The organism is Flavobacterium sp. GW823-FHT06G12, assembly GCF_058794775.1.
Map to the genome: position 1 here is coordinate 188,477 of NZ_JBXAHE010000005.1, position 22,293 is coordinate 210,769.

Genomic DNA, 22,293 nt, shown 5'->3' on the forward strand with positions numbered 1-22,293 from the left:
AAACAACTAAAAAAAGAGCAAAATGGTACAGGAAAGAGTAATGGAGAAATTGGCGATTTTAGCAGATGCAGCCAAATATGATGTTTCTTGCTCATCGGGACAAAGTACACGAAAAAACAAAAACAAAGGATTGGGCGACACAGGAGGCGGAATCTGCCATGCCTTTACAGAAGACGGACGCTGTGTTTCGCTTTTAAAAATCCTACTTACCAACCATTGCATTTTTGACTGCGCCTATTGTGTAAGCCGTAAAAGCAATGATATTAAACGAGCTGCTTTTACCGTTCAGGAAGTTGTTGATTTGACAATTGGTTTTTATCGAAGAAATTACATTGAAGGGTTATTTTTGAGTTCTGGCATCTTCGACAATGCCGATTATACTATGGAACGTCTGGTTAGAATTGTCAAAAAACTTAGATTGGAGGAAAATTTTAATGGTTATATCCATTTAAAAGCAATTCCAGGTGCCAGCGAAGAATTGCTAAAAGAAGCTGGATTATATGCCGACCGTTTGAGCGTAAATGTTGAAATGCCAACAGAACAGAGTCTTAAACTATTGGCTCCAGATAAAAGTCATAAAGACGTGATTAAGCCAATGGAATATCTTAAAAACGAAATTATCGATTATCAGGAAGAGAAAAAATCCAATTACAAAACACCGCTTTTTGCTCCAGCTGGACAAAGCACGCAAATGGTAATTGGCGCAACAAAAGAAAATGACTTGGAAATTCTCGGAATGGCCAATTATTTTTACGAACAAATGAAAATGCGCCGTGTCTATTATTCTGGTTATGTGCCAATAAGCCACGATAACTGACTTCCTGCCATTGGAACTCCTGTGCCTATGATTCGCGAAAACCGATTGTATCAAGCAGATTGGCTAATTCGCTACTACGGATTTAATGTCAATGAAATTGTTGGTTTTGACCAGCCAAATCTTGACTTAGATATTGATCCTAAATTGGGTTGGGCATTGCGAAATCTGCATCAGTTTCCAGTAGATATCAATACGGCAGATTTAGAATTAATTCAGCGCATTCCGGGCATCGGATTTTTGAACGCGAAAAAGATTGTTGCTGCAAGAAATTTCAAAAAATTACAGCCAGAAGATTTAAAGAAATTAGGAATTGCTTACAGCCGATCGAAGTTTTTCTTGGCTTTTTCTTCGCCTTTCTATATGCAAAAAGACCTAACTTCTGTTCAAATAAAAAGTCAGATTTTGAATTTGCAAAACAGTAAATACAAGAATAATTTTTCGAACCAGCTTTCTTTATTTTAATTCAAATGACACAAATAGTTTATGATGGAAGTTATGAAGGCTGGCTCACCGCGGTTTTTGAAATTTACGAGTACAAACTTAAAGACATTGTTTTTGCCAAAGAAGAAATTTCAAATACCCTTCTTTTTTCCAATTCCCATTTTGTAACAACAAATGGAGAAAAAGCAAATCGAGTTTTAAATGGCTTGCACCAGCGTCTTTCGCATCACGGTTTCAACAATATTTATTTTGCCTTTTTATCTGAATTGGAAAAGATAGAAGAAATCTTGTTTCGATTTGTCGAATATGCTTTTGCAAGTCCAATTAATATAGAAGGAGATTTAAGCCGAATCGAAGTTTCGAATGTAAAAAAAGCAGCGCATTTAACGGGAAAAGAAAGTCATAGAATGAAAGCTTTTGTTCGGTTTAAACTAACAAAAGACAATTTATACTACGCCATTGTAGATCCAGATTGCGATGTTTTACCACTTATTGAACAGCATTTTAAAAATCGATATTCAGATCAACGCTGGCTAATTTACGACTCCAAGCGCAAATACGGAATTTACTACGATCTAGAGAATGTCTCTACTGTCGAAATGCAGTTTGAATGGAATGCTTCTTCGAGTTTTTTAGCCGAAATAAATGATGAAAACGAGGAGTTTTTTCAGAATTTATGGCGCAACTATTTTTGTAGTGTCAATATAGAATCGCGTAAAAACACGAAACTTCATATCAAACACATGCCAAAACGATATTGGAAAAATTTGACAGAGAAAATTCCAAACCTCAACAAAAGGTAATTTTACTTGCTTTTCTTAAGTGCATCCAGCAACTCTACCATATCTACCACAGCATAAGTAGAACAATAGTCAGATACGGCATAAGGCAAGATTAAACTATTGTTATGAATAATTGCCCCGCAAGAATACACTACATTTGGCACATAACCTTCTCGTTCATCTTCTAAAGGAGAAAGCAACGGTTCTGTAAGTCTTCCTATTTCTTTTGAAGGATCATCAATATCAAATAGCGAAGCTCCAATACAATAACGTCGCATAGTACCAACTCCATGCGTAATAACAAGCCAACCTTCTTCGGTCCATAATGGCGAACCGCAATTTCCTATTTGAGTAAGTTCCCAAGTAAATTTAGGCTTTTGCAAGAGAACAGGTGTGTTCCATTGTGTTACTCGATCAGAATACATAATATAATTGTTCACACCATCAATTCTCGCCAGCATGGCATATTTGCCTTTTATTTTTCGAGGAAATAGAGCCAGATTTTTGTTTTGTGCACCTTCTCCATGAAGCGGCATAACTCTAAAACTATAAAAATCTTCAGTAGAAATTAACTTCGGCAAAATTGTATGTCCGTTATAAGCTGTATATGTTGCCATAACTCTAACAGAGCCATTATCATCAGTAAAACGAACAAAACGCGCATCCTCAATTCCGCGACTTTCAGAATCAGAAATTGGAAAAATGACACGCTCTGTAATATCAGAATCGTGTTTGAACTGCAAATCGTAAAAAGAATTTGCCAACCACAAAATTTCTTCCAGTGCAACTTTTCTTTCTTCACGAATTAAAGGATCTTTTAAAGCCTCAATCAACATATTTTTAAGAACAGCAAATTCAAATTCTTCAGGAAGATCCTGCATAATCTGAGCAATGTATTTATCAGTTGTATGCATCTCATACAGCTTGGTCAAAAATCGTTCTTTATTAAACAATGTTTTATGCTCAATTTCTGCTTGATCAATATGATTTCCTATTTTCATAATATGCAGATTATTGTCACGATCTAAAATTGCTCTTCTAAAAACAATCGACGAAATATGACCTTCACCAGTTGCCCGAAATGAAATAATAACGCGTTTTTCTCCAACTTCAAGTCCTGTCTGGTCAAAATCTTCAACAATAGAAGGATTAAAAATCGCAGCCGATTCTATCGCATATTCCATAGTGCAATAAGAACCAATCAGCATTTTTCGGTCTAGAGACATCGCTTCATAATCAATTTGCATTGCTTCGATTATTGGTCGTATTCTTTCGCAATGTCTAAAAAATACTGCCGAAATATTTCGGTGTCTTCTAGCAAATTCACGAAGCGTCTGCTCCAAAGTCTGCAAAACTTGTTTTTCGTCTAGCATCATTATCCGAAGTACCATTTGCTGGGTTCTTTCTTGCCCATTCATAAAATATCGGGCAACAACTCTTTTGGAATCTGGTAATAATTTTATATTTTTTCGAACAACGGATACTCGCATAATTAGTTTTTTTAAGGCAACAACTCTTAGGAATTATTTATTACACAACAAGTTACTAAAATTTGTTAAAGAAAAAAACTTAATTTTTTATTAAAACTTCGAATTAGCCTATAATTTCAGGTTTGTTCACACGGCTTTGATCAAAAGTTTTTTTCATAATTTCGTCTCAGACCACTAACACAAAACAATGAAGAATAAAGTTAAATTTTTGAGGGAAGAAAAAAACATGACTCAAAATGAACTTGCCGAAAAATCTGGCCTTTCTCTACGAACGATTCAGAGAATTGAAGCAGGAAGTATTCTTAAAGGTTTTACATTAAAAACTATTGCCGAAGCTTTAGAAACCGATCTTGAAAACCTCATTTTTAAAAAGGAAAATATTCAAATCGAAAGAGCTAAACTTATTAATCTTTCTGTTTTATCTGGACTTATAATTCCGTTTGGAAGCGTTATTTTTCCTTTAATATTATCTTATAAAACCAAAGATGCTACAAACAAAGAATTAGGAAAACAAAGTCTTCAAATTGTTTTAAGCCTTTTACTTTCCGTTTTAATGATTGCAAGTCCGTTTATTCAAAAGTCTTTTGTTCTAAAATTTCCGCTTTTCATTATTCCTTTAATTGCAATTCTTAGTCTAAAACTTCTTATTGTTATTTTAAACGGAATTAGTTTAAACCAAAAACAAGATTTAGCTATAAAACTGAAAAACAACTTCTTATAATTAAAGTCATAAAAATGACGTAAAACTGTCGTATTGTTTTTGCACGAAAATCGGAATCTAAACCCGAATCTTGCAGGAAAAAATGACCATGAAATTATTTAAGAAAATTGCCGTTGTATTTCTCGCCAGTATCGTTTTATTCTTATTTGGAGGATATTTATATTTCCGACACAAATTCAGTCCGCCTGAGAATTATTTGAAGGTTTCTGGAATTGCCGAAAACATTCCAGTTAAATGGATTTCTAGCAATGAAAACCCCCATTCTGCTTTGCTTTTGCCAATAAAAATTGACGGAATCAATCAAACCTTTTTTATGCAGTTTGATTCGGGTTCGTCGACAACGGTTTTCTACAAAAAATCATTAGAGTCGATTGCTAAAAAGTTTCAAAATCAGCTAAAAATTGATACTAAAAACAATGAAATTTCAAGTTCTTTTTCAATCGGAAATATGAAAATTGTTTCCAATACTTTTGAAGTTTTGAATTATGGAGAAGAAATCAGTTTTGACAATCCAAATGCTGAAAATAGTATTGGAACAATTGGAACCGATTTATTAGAAAAACGAGTTACGGTTTTAGATTTCAAAAACAATCAATGTTCATTTATAGAGAAAATTCAAGAAAATGATTTTTCTGATTTTGAATTCAAAAAACGCAAAATTTTAATCCCTTCAATTATAGAAAATGAAAATCTAAAACTATTATACGATTCTGGAACAAGCGGTTACGAACTGATAACTACAAAAGAAATTTGGCAGCAATACAGACTTAAAAACAGCGCAGTAAAAACCGAAAAAGGGAATTCTTGGGGAAATACATTGCATGTTTATTCTGCTTCCGCGAAAAAGAAAATACAATTTGATAAATTGACTTTGAACCTTTCTGAAGTTACATATATAGAAGGCACTTCAGACCTTCAAAAATTCTTAATGAAGCGTTCTGGAATGCAGGGAATGATTGGCAACAAACTTTTCCTCAATCACAAACTTATTTTGGATTGTAAAAACGAAAAATTTAGATTAGAATAAAAGTAAAATTTTGCAATACTAAACTGTTTTAAGAATTGATTTTAATGATGTTTTTAACATTCTCAATAAAACTTTCGGTGTCTTTAATTTCTTGTTTTATCAGCTGGTGATGTTCAGCCAAATTGTGCTGTTCCATCATATCCTTTTTCAGATATTTAATCATCGATTCTAGACTTCTCACATCGTTTTGATCTTGTCTTTTTAATTCGCGTTGTTTGCTTTCCAGATATTTTAAAGTCTCTTTTAACTTTTGAACGTTTAATTTCCCCAACCTATTATTTTTAATAATTTATAAAAAAACAATAGCCAAAAATGCGGTAAGATTCAATATGCTCCAAAAACCAATACCATTCGAATTTACCTCATTCTTAGCCATTGTTACCGATATCTACGTGCAAATTGATTTTTTGGATTTCAGTTTTTTCAGTTTTTTTAAATAATTCTTTTCTAACAAAATAAATACCTATTTTTCAACACTTTAATCAATAAAATAGAAGAGAGAAAATTTTTATTTTTTGTAATGAAGACAAATTGTTTATCAAAAACACAACTTTCAGAGCATCAAAAAGTTACCTAAAATCAGTTAAAATTGTGAATATCTATTTAAAGTTTTAACTGTTTATTTTGCAGTATAATCTATCTTTGACATCCTTAAAAATTAAATAAAGAGATGAGCGCAATTTGGTACGAATGCAAAGTAAAATATAGAAAAACAGATGAAACTGGAGGACAAAAAGTTTTAACCGAGCCTTATTTGGTTGATGCTTTGTCTTATACGGAAGCTGAAAAAAGAATGACTGAAGAAATGGCTGCGTACACTAGTGAAGAATTTAAAATCACAGCTATTAAAGTGGCAAATTATGCCGAAATTCATCCTTTTGAAAATGCAGACAGATGGTTTAAATCTAAAATCACTTTAATTGCTTACGATGAAGAAAGTGGAAAAGAAAGAAAAACGAGCATGTATATGCTGGTTCAAGCAAATGATGTTCGCGAAGCTTATGACAACACACTTCATATAATGAAAAATACAATGGGAGAATATTCTATTCCTGCTATTTCAGAAACGGCAATTATGGATGTTTTTCCTTATTTCAGCGGTGAAGAGGGCGAAACAGAAATGTTGGAAAGATTTAATACTTTAAAAGCTTCTAAACCAGAAAAAACAGAAGCAGAAATGATTGACCATATGGAATTTGAAACTGCTGTCGAGGAATAATATCCTAAAAAATATAAAAACGAAAAGCTTCAGAATAATCTGAAGCTTTTTTTTATTTTGGCCAATTTTAATAAAGCATTTTTGCCAATGGTGTTACTGCCGAAGCTGATTTGGGCAATAAAGCTGTTAAGGCATCAAATTGTGTCGGACTAATATTTTTTTTCATTTTGGATATAAAAGACTCTCTAGTGGTAGTCATTTTAGAAGTATAACTTGCTTTGTCTGTAGCCATTGTAGGCAAAATATTCTTCTTTTTATTTAGAGTTTCATTTACCAATGAATTTACAACCGGTTTTTGAGCATCGGTTAATTTCAATTTTGGAGAAAGTACTCCCATAACCTGATTCGCGATACTAGCAGCATCAAAAGCGGGTACTGCCGTTGTCGATGCTTTACTGGCCGCTTTTGTAACGTCTCCTATGCTTTGTGCATTTGCAAGTGAAATTGTCCCTAAAAAGACAACTAAAATCAATAATTTCTTTTTCATGGTATTTGCTTTTAAAGTTATTTGCTTGATACTAAAGGTAATAAAAATGTTAGTCCAATTCACATTTTAAAACCTTAAACACTTAAATATCTGAACTTTAAACCATTTAATCCCGAAATATTTCAGATATTCAAAAATCAAAATAAGTCCTATCTTAGCTACAAAATCATCCGTTGATTTAAAACCACTTGCAACATAAAAATCAAACAACCCTAAAAGCCAAAATCTACATGACCAAAAAAAACCTGATTCTATTCGGATTTATAATTCTAAAATTCATTCTGCAATATGTCTTAATCAGTCCCGAATATGATTTGCAGCGCGACGAATATCTACATCTGGATCAAGCAAACCATCTAGCTTGGGGCTATTTATCAGTTCCTCCGGTTACGTCTTGGTTTTCGTATACTATTCTTTTGCTTGGAAATTCGGTTTTCTGGGTAAAGTTCTTCCCTGCTCTATTTGGTGCTTTAACGCTTTTAATTGTCTGGAAAACTATTGAACTTCTCAAAGGCAATCTTTACGCTTTAATACTTGGAGCTTTGTGCGTTTTGCTTTCATGCCTACTGCGTTTAAACATGCTCTATCAGCCAAACTCGCTCGATATTTTATGTTGGACCGCACTTTATTATGCTTTAATTCAATATCTGACTTCAGAAAATACAAAATGGCTTTATTTTGGCAGCGTAGTTTTCGCTTTTGGTTTCTTGAATAAGTACAATATCGTGTTTTTATTACTCGGATTAGTTCCTGCTATTTTGCTTTCTAAACAAAGAAAAATACTAGCAAAAAAAGAATTTTATTTTGCTCTAATTTTAGGATTGGTTTTAATTCTACCCAATTTGTATTGGCAATACAGCAATCATTTTCCAATTGTGCATCACATGAAAGAATTGGCGAAAACGCAATTGGTAAATGTAGATTTAGGTGATTTTCTAAAAGAACAAATTCTATTTTTTGTTGGCGGATTATTTGTGATTTTAGCTGGACTTTATTCGGTTTTATTCTATCAGCCTTTCAGAAAATATCAGCTCTTTTTTGCATCATTTGTTTTCACACTTTTAATTTTTATTTACTTCAAAGCAAAAGCCTATTACGTGATTGGATTGTATCCTATTTATCTTGCTTTTGGAGCCGCTTATATTTCAGAAATGATAAATAACGGATGGAAACGTTTTTTAAAACCTATTTTCATTCTGATTCCGCTATTGCTTTTTATTCCCATTTATCATGTTGCTTTTCCAAATAAAAGTCCAGAATATATGGTTGCACATTCAGAACCGTACAAAAAACTGGGACTGCTTCGTTGGGAAGACGGAAAAGATCATCATCTTCCTCAGGATTTTGCCGATATGCTAGGTTGGAAAGAATTGGCTAGAAAAACAGATTCGCTTTATGCCTTGCTCCCAAATCAAAAAGAAACTATTGTACTTTGCGATAATTACGGACAAGCCGGAGCGATTAATTATTATTCTAAAAAAGGAATTAAAGCTGTTTCTTTCAATGCCGATTATCTAAATTGGTTTGATCTTAGCATTAAGTATAAAAATCTTATTCGTGTTAAAGATTTTGAAGAAAACGAGAAAGAAATGAAAGAAACAAGTCCGTATTTTGAGTCTGCTGTTATTGGCGGTCAAGTCACAAATCAATACGCTAGAGGATATGGCGCTACAATTTTTGTTTTCAGGAATTCAAAAGTCGATATCAATAAGAGATTAGAGCAAGAAATCAACGAAGAGAAAAACAAGATTATAAATGATTAATTTCAAGGATTTATCTTATTTGCAAACCGGAAATACTAAACAGCAAGCTGCATTTACTGTTTTAACCCAATATAGAGTTCTAGAAAATCTTGCTGCATTTGATCCTATTTTGGTTGGTACGATTCCGATAAATATTGATATCGAAAACAGTGATTTGGATATTATCTGTTACTGGAAAAACAAATCTAATTTTATTGATAAGGTAAAAAAACTGTTTGAAAAAGAAGATCGTTTTACCATTCAAGAAGATCTCATTAATAATCAAGAATCTGTTATTGCAAATTTCTTTATTGATGCTTTTGAAATCGAAATCTTTGGACAAAATATACCAACCGAACATCAAAATGGCTATAAACATATGGTAATCGAGCACCAAATTTTAAGCTCAAAAGACGAAAACTTCAGATTGGAGATCATAAAACTAAAAGAAAGTGGCATAAAAACCGAACCTGCATTTGGCTTGCTATTAGGCTTAGAAGGAAACATTTACAAAGAATTATTGAAATATAAAGTATGAGAAAAAACGTTGTTTTTAAAAATTATAAAAAATAAAGTACTAAAATTATTTGCATAACCGTATTTAGTGTGTATCTTTGCACCCGAAACATCGCGGGATAGAGCAGTAGGCAGCTCGTCGGGCTCATAACCCGAAGGTCACAGGTTCGAGTCCTGTTCCCGCTACTAATTGGGACAAAGAAGAAATTTTCTTCTTTGTCCCTTTTTTATTTAACCCTATCAGCCTGTTAATACTGTAAATGAGATGCACTACTTCGTTTACCCTTGCGGTTCGAAACCCATTTTCTGAGATCGTAAAATTCTCAGGAAAAATCGAACCTAATAAATCTCTAGATTCAATCCAGTTGCCGTTTTCATAATATTCGTTAAGCTTCATCAGGTTGTCTACTCCCGCTTTTAAAAGCTCTTGAATATCTTTATTTTCATCATCGATACCAGATAATTTTAATTCAAGCCTCCTTACCATCTCTCCGTAATCCGACTTCATATCTCGGTAGTCCGAGGCGTCTATCTGTTTTGTTGCAAGAAGATCTCTTGCATTTGAGATTCTGGTCTGATAATCCTTGATCTGGCTTAATATTTTAGTTTTCTCTTCCAAGACATCTTTAATCTGTTCTTTATAACAGTCGCCTATGACATTGGCATAGATGTTTTTGATTTCAGGAATTGGCACATATTTTTTAAGGTTTTGTATAAATATCTCATTCGCTGTTTCCGAATTAATCCTGTATCTGCAACCTGCACTGCAATGATAATACGGGTAATACTTATGTCGTCCTTTAGATATGCTTCCAGTCAATATTTTCCCGCAGTCGGGACAGATGAAAAAACCTCTCAGCGGAAAAGGCTTGGCTGAAAGAGCTTTTGGAAGATATTTGCGCGATCTTCCGTCAAGCACATCCTGAACTTTATAGAAAAGCATTTCCGAAATTAAAGCTTCGTGCTGTCCTCTCACTAAAGTGCGTTCCTCATCCTTATATTTAGGAACTTCGATCTTACCGCAGTAAAGAGGATTGCGGATCGCTCTCCAGAAATGGTTTTTGCCTGCTTTAAGCCCTTTTTCTTTTGCCATGTGAAGCACCTGTTCCGTATTGAAAATTCCTTTGGAAAGTTCTTCAAAAGCCCATTTTAAGATAGAGGCTTCTGGCTGGTCGAATGCAATGTATTTTATTCCGTCTTCTTTTACTCGGTTAATATAACCGATAGGAGCAATTCCCATATACCTTCCCTCTTTTCTAGCTCTTCTCATTCCGTGAAAGGTATTAAGGGCTCTACGGTCATTCTCCACCTCGGGAGCAGCCAGATAAAAAGCCAGCATCATTTTGTTCTCGGGTATTGAAAGATCCAAAGGCTGTTCTATAGCCTGAGGCTCAACTCCCAGTTTTCTGAGCATACTGATCATCTGATAGGCATCCCCTGCATTTCTGCTGAACCTGTCCCATTTGGTAAACAGCAGAAGATCGGTTTTATTCTTATGCTTCTTTAGATCCGCAAGCAGTTTCTTCCACTTCGGACGGTTGAATGTCTTTGCCGAATGGTCTTCATAAATAATATGTCTTATTTCAACTGCATTTATATCGCAGTACTTGCGAAGCATTTCTTCCTGATTTCTCTGTGAGTAGCCCCTGTCTGCCTGCTCATCGGTACTCACTCTCACGTATAGGTCTGCTATTTTTCTCATCTTTTTTCTTTAAATAGTTTGAAACTGCCATGTTTGCCAGTTTTCTTAAAAATTCTAAAATCATTACCGCCTGTTCCAGCGTTACTTCCACTCCTTCATCTTTCAGCATTTTTCTGGTCTTTTCCGCCGTCATTTTTCCTCTTTCTTCTCTTCCATCCTTCTCCATTTGAAATTCCTCTTCATTAAAAAAAGACCGAATCTCGGTCTTTTTTGTTCCACAATCACTGTCCGCTCTAAAGTTAAAAAACTTTTTTCATTTTATCCTGATCAAAATATGGTGGGGATAATACAAATATAAAACCTAATCCACTGAGGATCATAAGCAAAATTTACCTATCATCACTCAATCCAATTTTTGATTCGAACAAAGATAAAATGCTTTTCCCTCAATGTCATGGACATAATATGTTCATGAAAACGGTACTTAAACCATTGATAAGCCCAATATTCATTCATCTTCTTTCTTTTCATTGAGCATTCTGTATATTTCATCTAGAACCTCTATTTCTGCGCTTGGAATAAGCTGAAGGGCAAGTTCCAGAACGGAACCCATGTATATTTCTCTGTTATCAATTTCATCCGAATAAATGATATTCAAACACATGCGGATCAGATTCACTCCCAGACTCGTCATATCTGAATATCCATAAAATCTTATCTCCCGCACTGATTCCCCGTCTTTGTCCTGAACAGGTTTGAGCAGTTTAAAATGATAGGATGCAAAATCTTTAAATTCTTCCAGTGTTTTTATTTTATCAGTTTCCATAATTCTAAATATTAAAACTTTATGCTGGCTATTCTGTTTCTTCTTTATTTTCTGAAAACAGATCCGTAATCTCATTTAAAAATTCAAGTTCGTCAACTGGAAATAACTGCAAAGCAATTCCCAGTATAAGCCCAATATCAATGTATTGGTTTTGAATTGTAGGCGGAACTTCTGCGCTGTCCTGATCTAAAGCGATAATGCACAGCTTCATAAGGTTTCTGACAACAGAACCGAGTTCGCAATAGCCATAAACCCTGATTTCTGCATTATACATCCCTCTTTTATCCTTTGCTTTTTTCAGGGTATTAAGCAGTTTTCCGCTTAACACCCTGATGTCTTCCAGTTTTTTGATTTCATCGGTTTCCATGATTTCCGCTTTTATGCTGATAATGTCACATCCTGAAGAATTCCCTCAAGCCTATCCAGTTCCTTCTGAATCATGGCTTCTGCTTCTTTCATAAAATCACGGCATCTGTCTTCCATCAGCCCATAGTACAGATAATCAAAACTGTTCCTTCTGCTGAATCGAAGCGTGTTTGGATTCTTTTTCAAAAGCTTGAACATATTTTTTTCATCCCTGCTGTTTCGGGGAAAGTATTCAGAAGTCAAGCTGGTGAAGTATTCGCAAAGCTCAAATAAGTAGCCCAGTGAGAAGTGATTAGGCGTATATCCAAGAAATACCCTTATAAGAGAAAGACAGGTCTGTTCCACTATCTGATGAAGGGAGCACATTCTGACTTCATAGGAAAAATACTGATCGTTATTATAAATGAGATCCCAAATTGATGCCGTAACATTTCTTCTGTCTCCTGCGTATGCTGAAGTGCTTTTCACATATCTCTTTTCTGGATTCTTAGCCCAGATTATAGGCGATCTGTGTGCGTCTCTATGGATTCTCTGTGCATTCTTAAAAATGTTCCAGAAGAAATACTGCTGGTCTCCATATAGTTTTATAATATTTCTTACTCTGTGAAGCAGAATGGTTACCGTTATCTCGCCTCTTGACCTGCTCTTTATTTTATCGGTGATGTCATTGCCTATGTTATCTTCGAACTCTTCGGCTACGACAAGCAGATAAAGATGGATATGCTTTTCTTTCTGAACAGATTTCTGGAAAGGCTCATTAAAAGTATAACTGCTTTTCTTTTCTGCAAAACAGTAGATGCCTATTGGATCGATGTTCTGTGAAATAACTCGATAAATCAAGTCGGATGCGGTGTTTTGAATTGCTTTCATAATTTTACTCATTTTAGTTAATACTTGTCTGAAAAATTGTATTTTTGCTAAACACACTGGCAAGTAAGCGATTACCTGTATGGTACGCTATCAAAATGTCCCGTACCGTACATGAGAAAATATGTATCATACATAAATGTGGCTTTTTTATTCTTAATTATTACCTTTGAGCTATGAGCACACTAACAAAACCAAACCACATGGGGCGCAAGATCAGCCGTATCCGTGAACTGAAAGACATGAAGCAGGAAGCATTGGCACAGGCTATGGGTACAAACCAGCAGGCTGTTTCTATTCTAGAAAACAGTGAAACAATTGACGATGAAAAATTAAAAGAAGTGGCAAAAGCTTTAGATGTAAGTGTGGAGGCAATTAAAAACTTTTCTGATGAAGGTGTGATTAATTATTTCAACAATATATACGATAACGACATTACTGGTGGTATTGTTAATGCACCGTATTCTAATCACTGTTCGTTTAATCCATTAGATAAACTAATAGAAGCTCATGAACAGCAGATCAAACTATATGAACGTTTGGTTCAAGCCGAAAAAGACAAAGTCGAATATTTGGAAAAACTTCTAAAAGCCAAATAAGCTTTTATAAAAGATATATTAATTCGCACAAAAAGAGACTTTAGAGTCTCTTTTTTGTTTAACAAAATTCCAATTAAATATTCCGTCGCATTATTTAATTCTTTCTGCGATAAATTCTTCTGCAATTATATATGGTTGTCTAAGATTAAAATCATTAGGACTAACATCTTCATTGCCAAAAATTAGAATTTTAGCATTTGGTTTATCTGCATACCCTTTTTTTTCACCAACGAGTTCACTTTTTATTTGAAAGCCCATATTATGCTTTTCACAAACTTTCAGTATGGAATTACCTAAAGACTTAGGCGTCATGATTGTTCTCTTTGCATAATTTTGGTAGAATTCCTCATTATTCCAAAAGTATTCATTGACGGTAATCCAATTTCCAGTTTCTTTCTCCAGAGCATTACTGATATCTCCAATAAACTCATTGACATTCGCTGGCCTGCCTATGATTTCACATTCAATTTCGTTTTCATGAAAGATTAATAATAAAGGATGATGGTGCAAAATTTTCATTTTAACGTAAGGCAAAGTTAAGCTCCAAAAAAAACCGTCGAATTTTTCAGTATTTCTGCATGATAATTTCCATTGTTCATATTCAATAGGTATATCATAACTGTTCTGATTAATTGAAAGTATCATTTCCAAAGAACTTGTTGAAGTTTCAAATCTATAAGATTCAAGCTTCAAATCGCAATCATTATAAAACTTTTTATTGTTAGTTTTTTTAAGCAGTTCTTCTATCATATAATGTTTTTAATAATTATCCGTTTTATTTAGGCATCAAATTCTGCATAATAAATAATTCTTTCAACCTTTTTCGTATCTGATTTGAATTCTTCAAGTTTTAATAAATCTTCGTAAAAATCTTTTAAAACAAAAATTTCTAAAAAATAGTCAAATCCTGGACATTTTTCTTCGGCCACTTCAATTGATTTCATTTCCATTTCTTCAACTGTCAATTTTAAAACTAAAGCTTCAGAATCTGGCTGAAATTTTCCATCTATTCTTTTAGCATAAATTGAATAAATAGATTCCTCAGTATCCATATAATCCATACAGTTTATAATCGCTTGGCTTAATGTCATATCTCACATTTTTTTGTTTATTTCATTTCGATAAATATTGGCTATTTTTTTAATTAAAGAACCTCCACAATTTAGGATATGATGTCGGCAGATCTTCCTCTTTCCAATCCACACCTTTCGTTGGCGGTGCCCCAAAATCATAGTCTAAACCTTTTAGATATGCCACATCTCTTGGAAAGGTTGCATCTTCTTCAATTTTACCTGTTTTTATTTTATATGCTTTTGTTGAAACATAAAGCAACCCTTCAAAATAGAACTCCTCGTCTCGGCTAATTGTTTCTGACAAAAAATCTGGATTTTTAGTGGTTCCATTATAAATTTCTTCACCTTTTCCAATTAGCCAACAGCGAAAATATAAATAACTGTCATCAGAAACATATCCTTCTATAATTTTTTGAGCTCCCATTATTTTAAAATCATCTGCTTGAATAATTAGCTGTCTAAGAATTATTTCAAATTCAATAATTTGCTCAGGACTGTACGCTGATAGTTTTTCAACAATTATTTTTTCCTGTTCTAATTTGTCATTCTTGGAATTTGCAATTGAATAATCAATTATTTTCCAGAATTCGGTTTCATCCATTTTATTTCCTTTTATAAATTCACTAACTATCTTTTTACTTTTTTCTTCTGATTCGTTTTTGTTTTTTAACTGACATGAAATTATTGCCAACACTAAAAATAATATGAATTTAAACTTTTTCATTTTCTACTATTAACTACTGTTTTTTTTTTAACTTTTGGTTTACTCAGCTACATTTCTCCAAAGCTAATTTCAATGCTTCCCCAATTGATTGGAAATCATCACTATCTTCAATAACGATTTTTTCTTTGTCTAAGAAATGATATCCTTTTCGCTGACCAGAAGTTCCTCCATTAATTGTCGGGTAGAATGTAATCTGATTATTTTGGCGGCTAATAGATACATAAACTGAATCTTTCATCTGAGCTTTTATAGATTTTAATCCCGTAATTTTTTTGTACGCTTCATAATTTCCTACTCTTTCCTTGTTCGTAAATTTCTTTATTGTTCTGGATAAATCGAGATGTCTAAGAATTGTTTTACCTATCTCAAAATCTGAAATATTGATTTCTGAGATTGTAATTTCCGTCGATCTTGTAGAATATGAGTTAACTATTTTATAATAAGTTTCAAAGAAAATTCTATCAGGATATTTTATTACACTAATACTTTGTACGACTGGCTTTTTACTGCCAAAAATAGTTTTAAGAAAATTCATTTCTTTTTTCCTTTACAATAATCATCAATTTTATCTCTAGCATAATCTGCACCAAGTTCCAATGCTCTATTCCAATTTTCACAAGCTGCTCTTTTATCCTTTAAATTAAGTTTTGTATTTCCAAGATTAAAATATGCCTGCTGTTTATTTTCAAGTGATGAATCATCAAGCTGCAGTACTTTTTCATAATCTGCAATCGCACCTTGATAGTCTCCGTTTTCATCTTTTAATCCGCCTCTATTAATTAAAGCGCTTCCAAATTTTGGAGCAATCTCTATAGCTTTGTCATAATCTTTAAGAGCAGATTTCCAAGTGTAAAGTTCATTCTTTACGATTGCCCTTGAATAATAAGCATTTGGATCTTTTGAATCAATTGCAATTACCAATGACCAATTAAATATTGAGCCGCTTAAATCTCCATTGTTATAACAGTCAATACCTTTATCAAAATAGTACTCCGCTTTCGAATTATCCAAGTCTGGAAAATTTGGGTTTCGTGGATCAAATAATCCTCCATAAGCATCAAGAGTCGAATCAAATTCATATCCTCTTTTGTACATATCCAAACTCCAATACATTAAATTGTCTGCAGTCATTGGTATTTCATTTGTTTCTCCGTTTACTTCCCAAAGAGATCCATATTTCTTAACTTCATGCAATACATATGGATAATGGGAGTTTAAGAATTCGGATAATCGGATTAGATTTTCCTTATCGTCAGAAATAAAAGTAAAATCCATTTTAGTTAAGCAATTGTCCTTCAATCCGCTGTTAGACATATTTTTAAATACGTCTTCAGCGGATACCATCTCTTTGCCAAATCCTTTTACAAAATCATCCCAAGTGATAAATTTATTTACCATTTTACTTTGCCCTTGGGCTGCTAACGTTTTTAAAAATATTAATAAAATCAGAATTTGATTTTTCATTTTAGGTATTTGTTTCTTTAATTTTGAAATAGCACTTTTCACAAACAATTTTAAATTTGCCTTCTTCCCAGCATTTTTCTGACAAACCACCTTCTTTGATTCTCAATTTCTCACATTCGTTACACCAAGCCACAAAATCATCATCTTCATATTCGAATTCCATATCTTCAAATGTTTCAAATGATTCTTCGAATCCGTTTCTGCTTCCTTCTTTTAAATGCTGACATATAAATGCCCTTCTTCTTCTATCATGATTTTCACAATCAACATATTTGGTCTTTTCTCTTTCAGCTAAACCATTATCTATCAGTTCAGTTAATACAATGTGAATTTTTAAGTGATCAACAACAGGTCTATACACTCCAATACCGCCCATTAAATTACAGCAGATAGAAGATAATTCCCATTAATTAGATTCTCATATTTATTTGCAATTCCAAAACCTCTAATTTTTTCAATATCAACAACTACGTTTTTAGATGTATTTTCATTGTCCCACGACCATTTCCAAGTTTTAGATGCTGTGGAATAAGTGCCAACTTGATAATATCTGAAATTAATAGTTTTATCAGGCTTAGATAGTGTTATAATACCACTCGGCTGGTCATAGTTCCAACTTGTAAAAGAATTAATATCATACGCTTTATTTAAATCATCTTGCATTTTTTGTAATTCGCGAAAACAATCTGTTAAGAAATCTTCATATGCCATATCTAATGTTTTTATAGTAATCCTAGCTGTAAATGTATCAGCAAATCACAAACTCTGATTAAAATGCTAAGTGTTATTTTTGTACGAATATAAAAACAATTTCTTCTCTTCAAAGTGAAAAAAGCAAATAAAAAAAAGCAAAGTACGGTACTGAACACAGCCAGAGTAGTGCGCATAACATTTTTCTTCGTTCCTCAAAAAAATGCCATTCGAGACTTTTAACAGATCTGATAAATTAATGGAATCTGTAGGTAAAATAAAGAACTTTACAAAAGATTATTGAAAATTGAACAAGACAAAGTTGAATATTTAGAAAAATTACTAAAAGCCAAGTAAGCTTTTATAAAAGATATATTAATTCGCACAAAAACAGACTTTACAGTCTCTTTTTTTATTTCATGCTAAAAGTTTATTAGCTAATTGTAAAGCAAGTTAATTCTAACTTTACCAATCCCTATTTGCAATAAGCTCTTCGACATCTGCCTTGAAACCGTATGATTTGCAAATAAAATCGAAATCCATCGCTATTGCTTCTCTAGCCCCTGTTTCAAGTTCGCTCCCGTTTCTATAGAAATCATCTTGCAGGTTATTAATTTTCTCAGTAGCAGTATGAGACAATTCATATAATTGATCAAGATTCTTAGGCTTGCTTTTCTCAATATTGAAACAAAATTCCAATAAGACATCTCTGACCTTGTCAACAGATTGTGAAGGGAAATAAGAATCGTTGTACATTTCTTCTAAAATCCTATAATTTCTAATCTTCTCATTTTTCAGATCATTTTGTTTAACAGCAATAACTTCCCCATCTGAAGAATGATTTTTATTTAGACAGCTTGTAAAAACCAAAGAGACTAATAAAATTATAATGTTTTTCATATTTTAAAAAACTAAAAGATTGAGCTAAATGTTTCGACTAATTGAAAATAAGGTTTCATAAGTTAATTGATCTAACTCCATAGATCATTTACAACAGCAATATGTAATCATTTTTACCATTTCAAATTTTCATAGTCAAAATCATCATCATTTATTTCAAGTTCAGATATTTCACAGTTTAGCTTCTTAGCGTCTGTTTCTAAAAACGTTAGATAACTTTTATATTCCTCTGTATAAAACACACCTCTTTTTAGTAATTCAGGCAGCTTTCTGAAAGCTCGCTTTCCACCTCCTAAAAGGAAGAAATCAAGATTAATGCTTCTCATAAATTGATATATATAATCATTACCTCCATAAAGCCCATCTTCTATAAAACCAATTAAATTCTTAGCTCCAATTTCATCATAGTCCTTCATTGCTTTTTCGAGCCAAAATTCAATTAAAAGAATTTGTGAAATATCAAGTTTATTAGTTTCACTATATCTCATGTTAAATTTCAATGAAGCAAGTGAAAATAAAAAATGAACCCAAGATATTTGAGCACCATAATGATTTTGTTGAGTAAATGAAAAATGGCTGTTGTCTCGTTTTAATCTATCTCCGTCCTTTGCCTTACGGATTTCATAAGAAAACCCACTAATTAAATCATCTCTATTCTTAAATCCTTTTTTGTTTAATTTGTTTTCATCATTCCAAAACTTGCTGATAATTTCATAAAAATTATTTAAATCTTCAGATGTCCCCCAAATTTCAACTCCTAAGCCTCCTCTTGTTGGAATTATATATATCATTATTCTGTTCTCTTTAAAATTGTTGTTTATAGACTCGGATTTTGCGTTGGCAAATTTTTAATAGTTCCACTATATGTCTGCCTACTGATGCAAAACTGATTTGGTCAACTAGGTTTCTTGTTTATCGTCTCAAGGATATATTTTCGTGAACCCATTTTGCTTCTTCCTCTGCTGTTACATTATTCAATGTGCTATTTATTCTACTAAATGTTGCATGAGGAAAGTCGTATGGTTTACTGTCGTCAAAATATGGTCCTACAACTCCTAAAAACCAACCGTCTTTTGCTGCCCAATGCGGCTCATTAACTCTGCATTTGAAAACTTCATAATGGACAAAATTATTTTGTCCGTCGAAGTCATAAGTCACTCGTTTCAAGTGTTCTATTTCATCAGGACAAGCATTAAGCTCCGTTGGAAATTCCAACCAATTTGCAAGATTACTTTCTGCACCTTTTACAATCGTATAATATTCGTTCGGAAAAATATCGGTCTTATTTTGGTCTCTTAAAAGTTGGTATGATGATTCTCTTGTCAAAAGATTTTGAGCAAACGGCAAAACATCTTTTTCTATTAGGTTTTGGCCGCTTTCAAGTTTGTCGTAAAGTTCTTTTACTCTTTCAAATCGTTCTGCGTTTAGTTTACTATTTTGTCGTTTTACCGTTACAAGTCTGTAAAGACCAAAAATTATAATTACTAAAACTATCAGTCCTAATATTATTAAAAACGTTTTCATTTTGTCCGTTAATTATGTTTTATTATTTACGTTAACCATCTTTATGTCACTAACAGCTTCGTATTGGCGATTTACATCGAATGTTTATCTCTTAAAGACGTTCACGAGATATAAACTAGCGTCTAACCACAATACTACATAAAAAAAACAGATAAACTATACGGTTTCCCATAAAATCAAAATTGTTTTCTATGGCATCAAAATTATGGTCTACAGTGAAGTACTCAAGACAGTTTTTAAGTATCCTAAATTCTACTCCCAGTAAAAGAAAAAAAAGCAAAGCAAAATATTGGACACAGCCAGAGAAGTGCGCATAACATTTTTCTTCGTTCCTCAAAAAATGCCCTTCGGGACTTATAGCACTTCACCTGTCTGAAAGTCCAATTCAAGACTGCTTTCTTTTTTTCCTTTTTCTTTTTTTTAGCATTTGTCCATTTGTAACAGCCTACAGCTATCATGACCATATTTTGCGCATGATACATATAAATATTTTCGCTAAATTAGAAGCCTGCTTTTAAAAATCTCCAAAGATTGCCACGTTCCTGCAATCAGCAAGATGAACGGTTGTTTAACAACCGCCTATCTTGCCACCTATTGCCTCGGAACTCGGCGGTGGAGAAACTTAAAAGAAAAGAGTTTGATAACAATGAAAATGAAAGATGATGAAAAGAGAAAATTCAAACAGAACACGAATCGTGGGACTGCGATTCACTCCTTTGGAGTATGCCGAACTGGAAAAAAGATTCAGAGCAAGCACCTGCCGAAAATTAAGTGACCACATCAGAAGCCACTTATTCAACAAACCAATTGTAGCCACCTACAGAAACCAGTCTTTAGACGAACTGATGGAAGAGACAGCCGTACTTACTTCCGAATTACGGGCAATCGGCAATAATATCAATCAGATTGCCAGAAAGATAAACACGCTCAAAACTGTTCCCGATTTTAAAGGGCATCTTTATCTATTCGAAATCCAGAGAAAAAGACTTTTTGATAAAATGGAAGAGGTCTCAGGCCACACCCAGAAAATAGCAGAAAAATGGTTGCAGTGATAAAAACAAGCTCGTCCATAAAAGCCATTCTGAATTACAACGAAAATAAAGTTGAGATCGGAAAAGCGGAATGCATCAGTGCGGTTAATTATCCGCTGGAACTGAAAAAACTGAGTTTCACTTCAAAATTAAACCGCTTTCTAAAACTGGCAGAACTCAATACCAATGCGAAGCGAAACACGGTGCATATCTCGCTAAACTTTGATCCTTCAGAGAATCATTCGAAAGAAAAACTGGCTGAAATAGCAGACACCTATATGGAAAAACTGGGATTCGGCAGACAACCTTATCTGGTGTATCAGCATCATGATGCGGGTCATCCGCATTGCCATATAGTGACAAACAACATTCAGAGAGACGGAAAAAGAATCGATCTGCATTTATTAGGTATTAGAAAATCAGAACCTGCCCGAAAAGAAATTGAAGAAATGTTCGGGCTTGTAAAAGCCGAAGGAAGAAAACAGAAAGAACAGTTTTCGTTAAATCCGATAGATGTAGGCAAAGTCCAGTATGGAAAAGCAGAGTCCAAAAAGGCGATCAATACAGTTTTAAACAAGGTTTTACTTGATTACAAGTACTCAAGTCTGCCTGAACTCAACGCGATTTTAAACCTCTATAATGTTCATGCTGACAGGGGAAGCGAGGAATCAAGAGTTTTTAAAAACAATGGACTGCTTTACAAGATACTTGACCAGAATTCAAAACCGATAGGTGTGCCGATAAAAGCCAGCGAATTCTACAGCAGACCTACCTTAAAATTTCTGGAGGAAAAATTCAGAGTCAATGAAGCAAAGAAACAATACTGCAAAAGCCGTATCAGAAATTCTTTGAGACAGGCTTTTTCTGATGAAAGAATGATTTCTGTCGAGAGATTATCCGAAAGGCTCAAAGATGAAGCCATTCATACTGTTTTAAGAAAAAGCAGTGAGGGAAAACTTTATGGAATTACTTTTATAGACTTTAAGACACAGTCGGTTGTCAATGGAAGCAGTCTAGGAAAAGAATTCAGCGCAAAAGGGATTCAGGAAAGCTGTGCAATGAACATTCTTGAACTTGAAAGGAAATACCAAAACTCCAATTCAACTGCTTCAGAAAAGCTTCAAAATCTCGAATCGCAAGAGTATGTAAAAGAAAATCTGGCAGATATACTGCTTCGCGGGGAAAAGATAAATGACTATGTTTCGAAACAGTTTAAACAAAAGAAGAAAAGAAGATTTTATAAAGGGATTTAAAATAGTTAGGTTGCATTTTTTTACCCTAAACTTTGTCTCCGATTTTTGTTAACACATCCAAAAAAAGCCAGAAAAGGGAAATTTGCATAACG

27 protein-coding genes, 1 tRNA gene and 1 pseudogene are annotated in these 22,293 nt (G+C 33.4%); 11 read left to right on the top strand and 18 right to left on the bottom strand.

The window, feature by feature from the left end; all coding sequences use genetic code 11:
- Positions 1 to 22 precede the first annotated feature (22 nt).
- Positions 23 to 1,279, top strand: a pseudogene (locus tag AC1Q5Z_RS19170) (putative DNA modification/repair radical SAM protein).
- A gap of 5 nt (positions 1,280 to 1,284) precedes the next feature.
- On the top strand, positions 1,285 to 2,061 hold the full coding sequence (locus AC1Q5Z_RS19175; RefSeq protein ID WP_492446415.1) for a TIGR03915 family putative DNA repair protein: 777 nt from the start codon (positions 1,285 to 1,287) through the stop codon (positions 2,059 to 2,061).
- A gap of 2 nt (positions 2,062 to 2,063) precedes the next feature.
- Here AC1Q5Z_RS19175 and AC1Q5Z_RS19180 read toward each other — a convergent pair whose 3' ends face one another.
- A complete protein-coding gene (locus AC1Q5Z_RS19180) occupies positions 2,064 to 3,530 on the bottom strand; it encodes a glycoside hydrolase family 130 protein (RefSeq protein WP_492446416.1) in 1,467 nt (488 codons plus the stop codon).
- 187 nt (positions 3,531 to 3,717) lie between these two features.
- Between AC1Q5Z_RS19180 and AC1Q5Z_RS19185 the strand changes: the two genes are divergently transcribed.
- Both AC1Q5Z_RS19185 and AC1Q5Z_RS19190 read left to right on the top strand, forming a co-directional pair.
- Positions 3,718 to 4,251: a helix-turn-helix domain-containing protein gene (locus AC1Q5Z_RS19185; protein ID WP_492446418.1), complete on the top strand. Its 534-nt coding sequence runs from the start codon at positions 3,718 to 3,720 to the stop codon at positions 4,249 to 4,251.
- 88 nt (positions 4,252 to 4,339) lie between these two features.
- On the top strand, positions 4,340 to 5,278 hold the full coding sequence (locus AC1Q5Z_RS19190; protein WP_492446420.1) for a hypothetical protein: 939 nt from the start codon (positions 4,340 to 4,342) through the stop codon (positions 5,276 to 5,278).
- A gap of 28 nt (positions 5,279 to 5,306) precedes the next feature.
- Here the strand turns inward: AC1Q5Z_RS19190 and AC1Q5Z_RS19195 are convergent, their stop codons facing one another.
- Entirely contained in the window at positions 5,307 to 5,549 is a 243-nt protein-coding gene (locus AC1Q5Z_RS19195; RefSeq protein ID WP_198857598.1) for a hypothetical protein, read from the bottom strand.
- A gap of 399 nt (positions 5,550 to 5,948) precedes the next feature.
- Here AC1Q5Z_RS19195 and AC1Q5Z_RS19200 point away from each other — a divergent pair, with 399 nt between their 5' ends.
- Positions 5,949 to 6,497: a DUF4494 domain-containing protein gene (locus AC1Q5Z_RS19200; protein WP_488755174.1), complete on the top strand. Its 549-nt coding sequence runs from the start codon at positions 5,949 to 5,951 to the stop codon at positions 6,495 to 6,497.
- Between the two features lie 67 nt (positions 6,498 to 6,564).
- On the opposite strand, the gene AC1Q5Z_RS19205 is transcribed toward AC1Q5Z_RS19200, so the two are convergent.
- Positions 6,565 to 6,984 carry a hypothetical protein gene (locus AC1Q5Z_RS19205; RefSeq protein ID WP_286971961.1) on the bottom strand — a complete coding sequence of 140 codons (420 nt, stop codon included), beginning with the start codon at positions 6,982 to 6,984 and terminating at the stop codon, positions 6,565 to 6,567.
- Between the two features lie 230 nt (positions 6,985 to 7,214).
- Here AC1Q5Z_RS19205 and AC1Q5Z_RS19210 point away from each other — a divergent pair, with 230 nt between their 5' ends.
- The 3 genes from AC1Q5Z_RS19210 (at position 7,215) to AC1Q5Z_RS19220 (ending at position 9,428) form a co-directional block, all read left to right on the top strand.
- Positions 7,215 to 8,747 carry a glycosyltransferase family 39 protein gene (locus AC1Q5Z_RS19210; protein ID WP_492446423.1) on the top strand — a complete coding sequence of 511 codons (1,533 nt, stop codon included), beginning with the start codon at positions 7,215 to 7,217 and terminating at the stop codon, positions 8,745 to 8,747.
- On the top strand, positions 8,740 to 9,264 hold the full coding sequence (locus tag AC1Q5Z_RS19215) for a DUF4269 domain-containing protein (RefSeq protein ID WP_492446425.1): 525 nt from the start codon (positions 8,740 to 8,742) through the stop codon (positions 9,262 to 9,264). Before AC1Q5Z_RS19210 ends, AC1Q5Z_RS19215 begins: the two co-directional genes overlap by 8 nt.
- 91 nt (positions 9,265 to 9,355) lie before the next feature.
- Positions 9,356 to 9,428: transfer RNA gene (locus AC1Q5Z_RS19220), tRNA-Met, on the top strand.
- Here AC1Q5Z_RS19220 and AC1Q5Z_RS19225 read toward each other — a convergent pair.
- From AC1Q5Z_RS19225 to AC1Q5Z_RS19245, 5 genes are all read right to left on the bottom strand, one after another.
- Entirely contained in the window at positions 9,388 to 10,944 is a 1,557-nt protein-coding gene (locus tag AC1Q5Z_RS19225) for a recombinase family protein (protein ID WP_492446622.1), read from the bottom strand. The two genes, AC1Q5Z_RS19220 and AC1Q5Z_RS19225, sit on opposite strands and share 41 nt — an antisense overlap.
- Entirely contained in the window at positions 10,901 to 11,110 is a 210-nt protein-coding gene (locus AC1Q5Z_RS19230; RefSeq protein WP_492446427.1) for a hypothetical protein, read from the bottom strand. Before AC1Q5Z_RS19230 ends, AC1Q5Z_RS19225 begins: the two co-directional genes overlap by 44 nt.
- 282 nt (positions 11,111 to 11,392) lie before the next feature.
- Complete coding sequence (locus AC1Q5Z_RS19235) at positions 11,393 to 11,710, bottom strand: hypothetical protein (RefSeq protein ID WP_492446429.1); 318 nt, start codon at positions 11,708 to 11,710, stop codon at positions 11,393 to 11,395.
- Between the two features lie 28 nt (positions 11,711 to 11,738).
- Positions 11,739 to 12,077 (bottom strand): hypothetical protein, encoded by a 339-nt coding sequence (locus AC1Q5Z_RS19240; RefSeq protein ID WP_492446431.1) that lies wholly within the window; start codon positions 12,075 to 12,077, stop codon positions 11,739 to 11,741.
- An 11-nt stretch (positions 12,078 to 12,088) separates the two neighbouring features.
- Positions 12,089 to 12,946 (bottom strand): hypothetical protein, encoded by an 858-nt coding sequence (locus AC1Q5Z_RS19245; RefSeq protein ID WP_492446433.1) that lies wholly within the window; start codon positions 12,944 to 12,946, stop codon positions 12,089 to 12,091.
- 173 nt (positions 12,947 to 13,119) lie between these two features.
- On the opposite strand from AC1Q5Z_RS19245, the gene AC1Q5Z_RS19250 reads away from it, so the two are divergent.
- Positions 13,120 to 13,542: a helix-turn-helix domain-containing protein gene (locus AC1Q5Z_RS19250; protein ID WP_492446435.1), complete on the top strand. Its 423-nt coding sequence runs from the start codon at positions 13,120 to 13,122 to the stop codon at positions 13,540 to 13,542.
- A gap of 90 nt (positions 13,543 to 13,632) precedes the next feature.
- On the opposite strand, the gene AC1Q5Z_RS19255 is transcribed toward AC1Q5Z_RS19250, so the two are convergent.
- The 10 genes from AC1Q5Z_RS19255 to AC1Q5Z_RS19300 form a co-directional block, all read right to left on the bottom strand.
- A complete protein-coding gene (locus AC1Q5Z_RS19255; protein WP_492446436.1) occupies positions 13,633 to 14,292 on the bottom strand; it encodes a hypothetical protein in 660 nt (219 codons plus the stop codon).
- Positions 14,293 to 14,321: 29 nt separating this feature from the next.
- Positions 14,322 to 14,633, bottom strand: a complete 312-nt coding sequence (locus tag AC1Q5Z_RS19260) for a hypothetical protein (protein WP_492446438.1) — start codon at positions 14,631 to 14,633, stop codon at positions 14,322 to 14,324.
- Between the two features lie 49 nt (positions 14,634 to 14,682).
- Positions 14,683 to 15,339 (bottom strand): DUF4240 domain-containing protein, encoded by a 657-nt coding sequence (locus AC1Q5Z_RS19265; protein ID WP_492446439.1) that lies wholly within the window; start codon positions 15,337 to 15,339, stop codon positions 14,683 to 14,685.
- A gap of 43 nt (positions 15,340 to 15,382) precedes the next feature.
- The gene (locus tag AC1Q5Z_RS19270) at positions 15,383 to 15,874 is read right to left on the bottom strand and encodes a contact-dependent growth inhibition system immunity protein (protein WP_492446440.1); all 492 of its coding nucleotides are present in this window, start codon (positions 15,872 to 15,874) and stop codon (positions 15,383 to 15,385) included.
- A complete protein-coding gene (locus AC1Q5Z_RS19275) occupies positions 15,871 to 16,803 on the bottom strand; it encodes a tetratricopeptide repeat protein (protein ID WP_492446442.1) in 933 nt (310 codons plus the stop codon). Before AC1Q5Z_RS19275 ends, AC1Q5Z_RS19270 begins: the two co-directional genes overlap by 4 nt.
- 1 nt (position 16,804) lies before the next feature.
- Entirely contained in the window at positions 16,805 to 17,179 is a 375-nt protein-coding gene (locus AC1Q5Z_RS19280; protein WP_492446444.1) for a hypothetical protein, read from the bottom strand.
- Positions 17,179 to 17,514 carry a DUF6882 domain-containing protein gene (locus AC1Q5Z_RS19285; protein ID WP_492446446.1) on the bottom strand — a complete coding sequence of 112 codons (336 nt, stop codon included), beginning with the start codon at positions 17,512 to 17,514 and terminating at the stop codon, positions 17,179 to 17,181. Before AC1Q5Z_RS19285 ends, AC1Q5Z_RS19280 begins: the two co-directional genes overlap by 1 nt.
- Positions 17,515 to 17,958: 444 nt before the next feature.
- Positions 17,959 to 18,393 carry a DUF5713 family protein gene (locus AC1Q5Z_RS19290; protein ID WP_492446447.1) on the bottom strand — a complete coding sequence of 145 codons (435 nt, stop codon included), beginning with the start codon at positions 18,391 to 18,393 and terminating at the stop codon, positions 17,959 to 17,961.
- A 113-nt stretch (positions 18,394 to 18,506) separates the two neighbouring features.
- Positions 18,507 to 19,184 carry a DUF6904 family protein gene (locus tag AC1Q5Z_RS19295; RefSeq protein ID WP_492446448.1) on the bottom strand — a complete coding sequence of 226 codons (678 nt, stop codon included), beginning with the start codon at positions 19,182 to 19,184 and terminating at the stop codon, positions 18,507 to 18,509.
- A gap of 121 nt (positions 19,185 to 19,305) precedes the next feature.
- Positions 19,306 to 19,917: a hypothetical protein gene (locus AC1Q5Z_RS19300; protein WP_492446449.1), complete on the bottom strand. Its 612-nt coding sequence runs from the start codon at positions 19,915 to 19,917 to the stop codon at positions 19,306 to 19,308.
- A gap of 695 nt (positions 19,918 to 20,612) precedes the next feature.
- Between AC1Q5Z_RS19300 and AC1Q5Z_RS19305 the strand changes: the two genes are divergently transcribed.
- A complete protein-coding gene (locus AC1Q5Z_RS19305; RefSeq protein WP_295094033.1) occupies positions 20,613 to 20,969 on the top strand; it encodes a plasmid mobilization protein in 357 nt (118 codons plus the stop codon).
- Entirely contained in the window at positions 20,957 to 22,201 is a 1,245-nt protein-coding gene (locus AC1Q5Z_RS19310) for a relaxase/mobilization nuclease domain-containing protein (RefSeq protein WP_492446450.1), read from the top strand. Before AC1Q5Z_RS19305 ends, AC1Q5Z_RS19310 begins: the two co-directional genes overlap by 13 nt.
- The last annotated feature ends 92 nt before the right edge of the window (positions 22,202 to 22,293 follow it).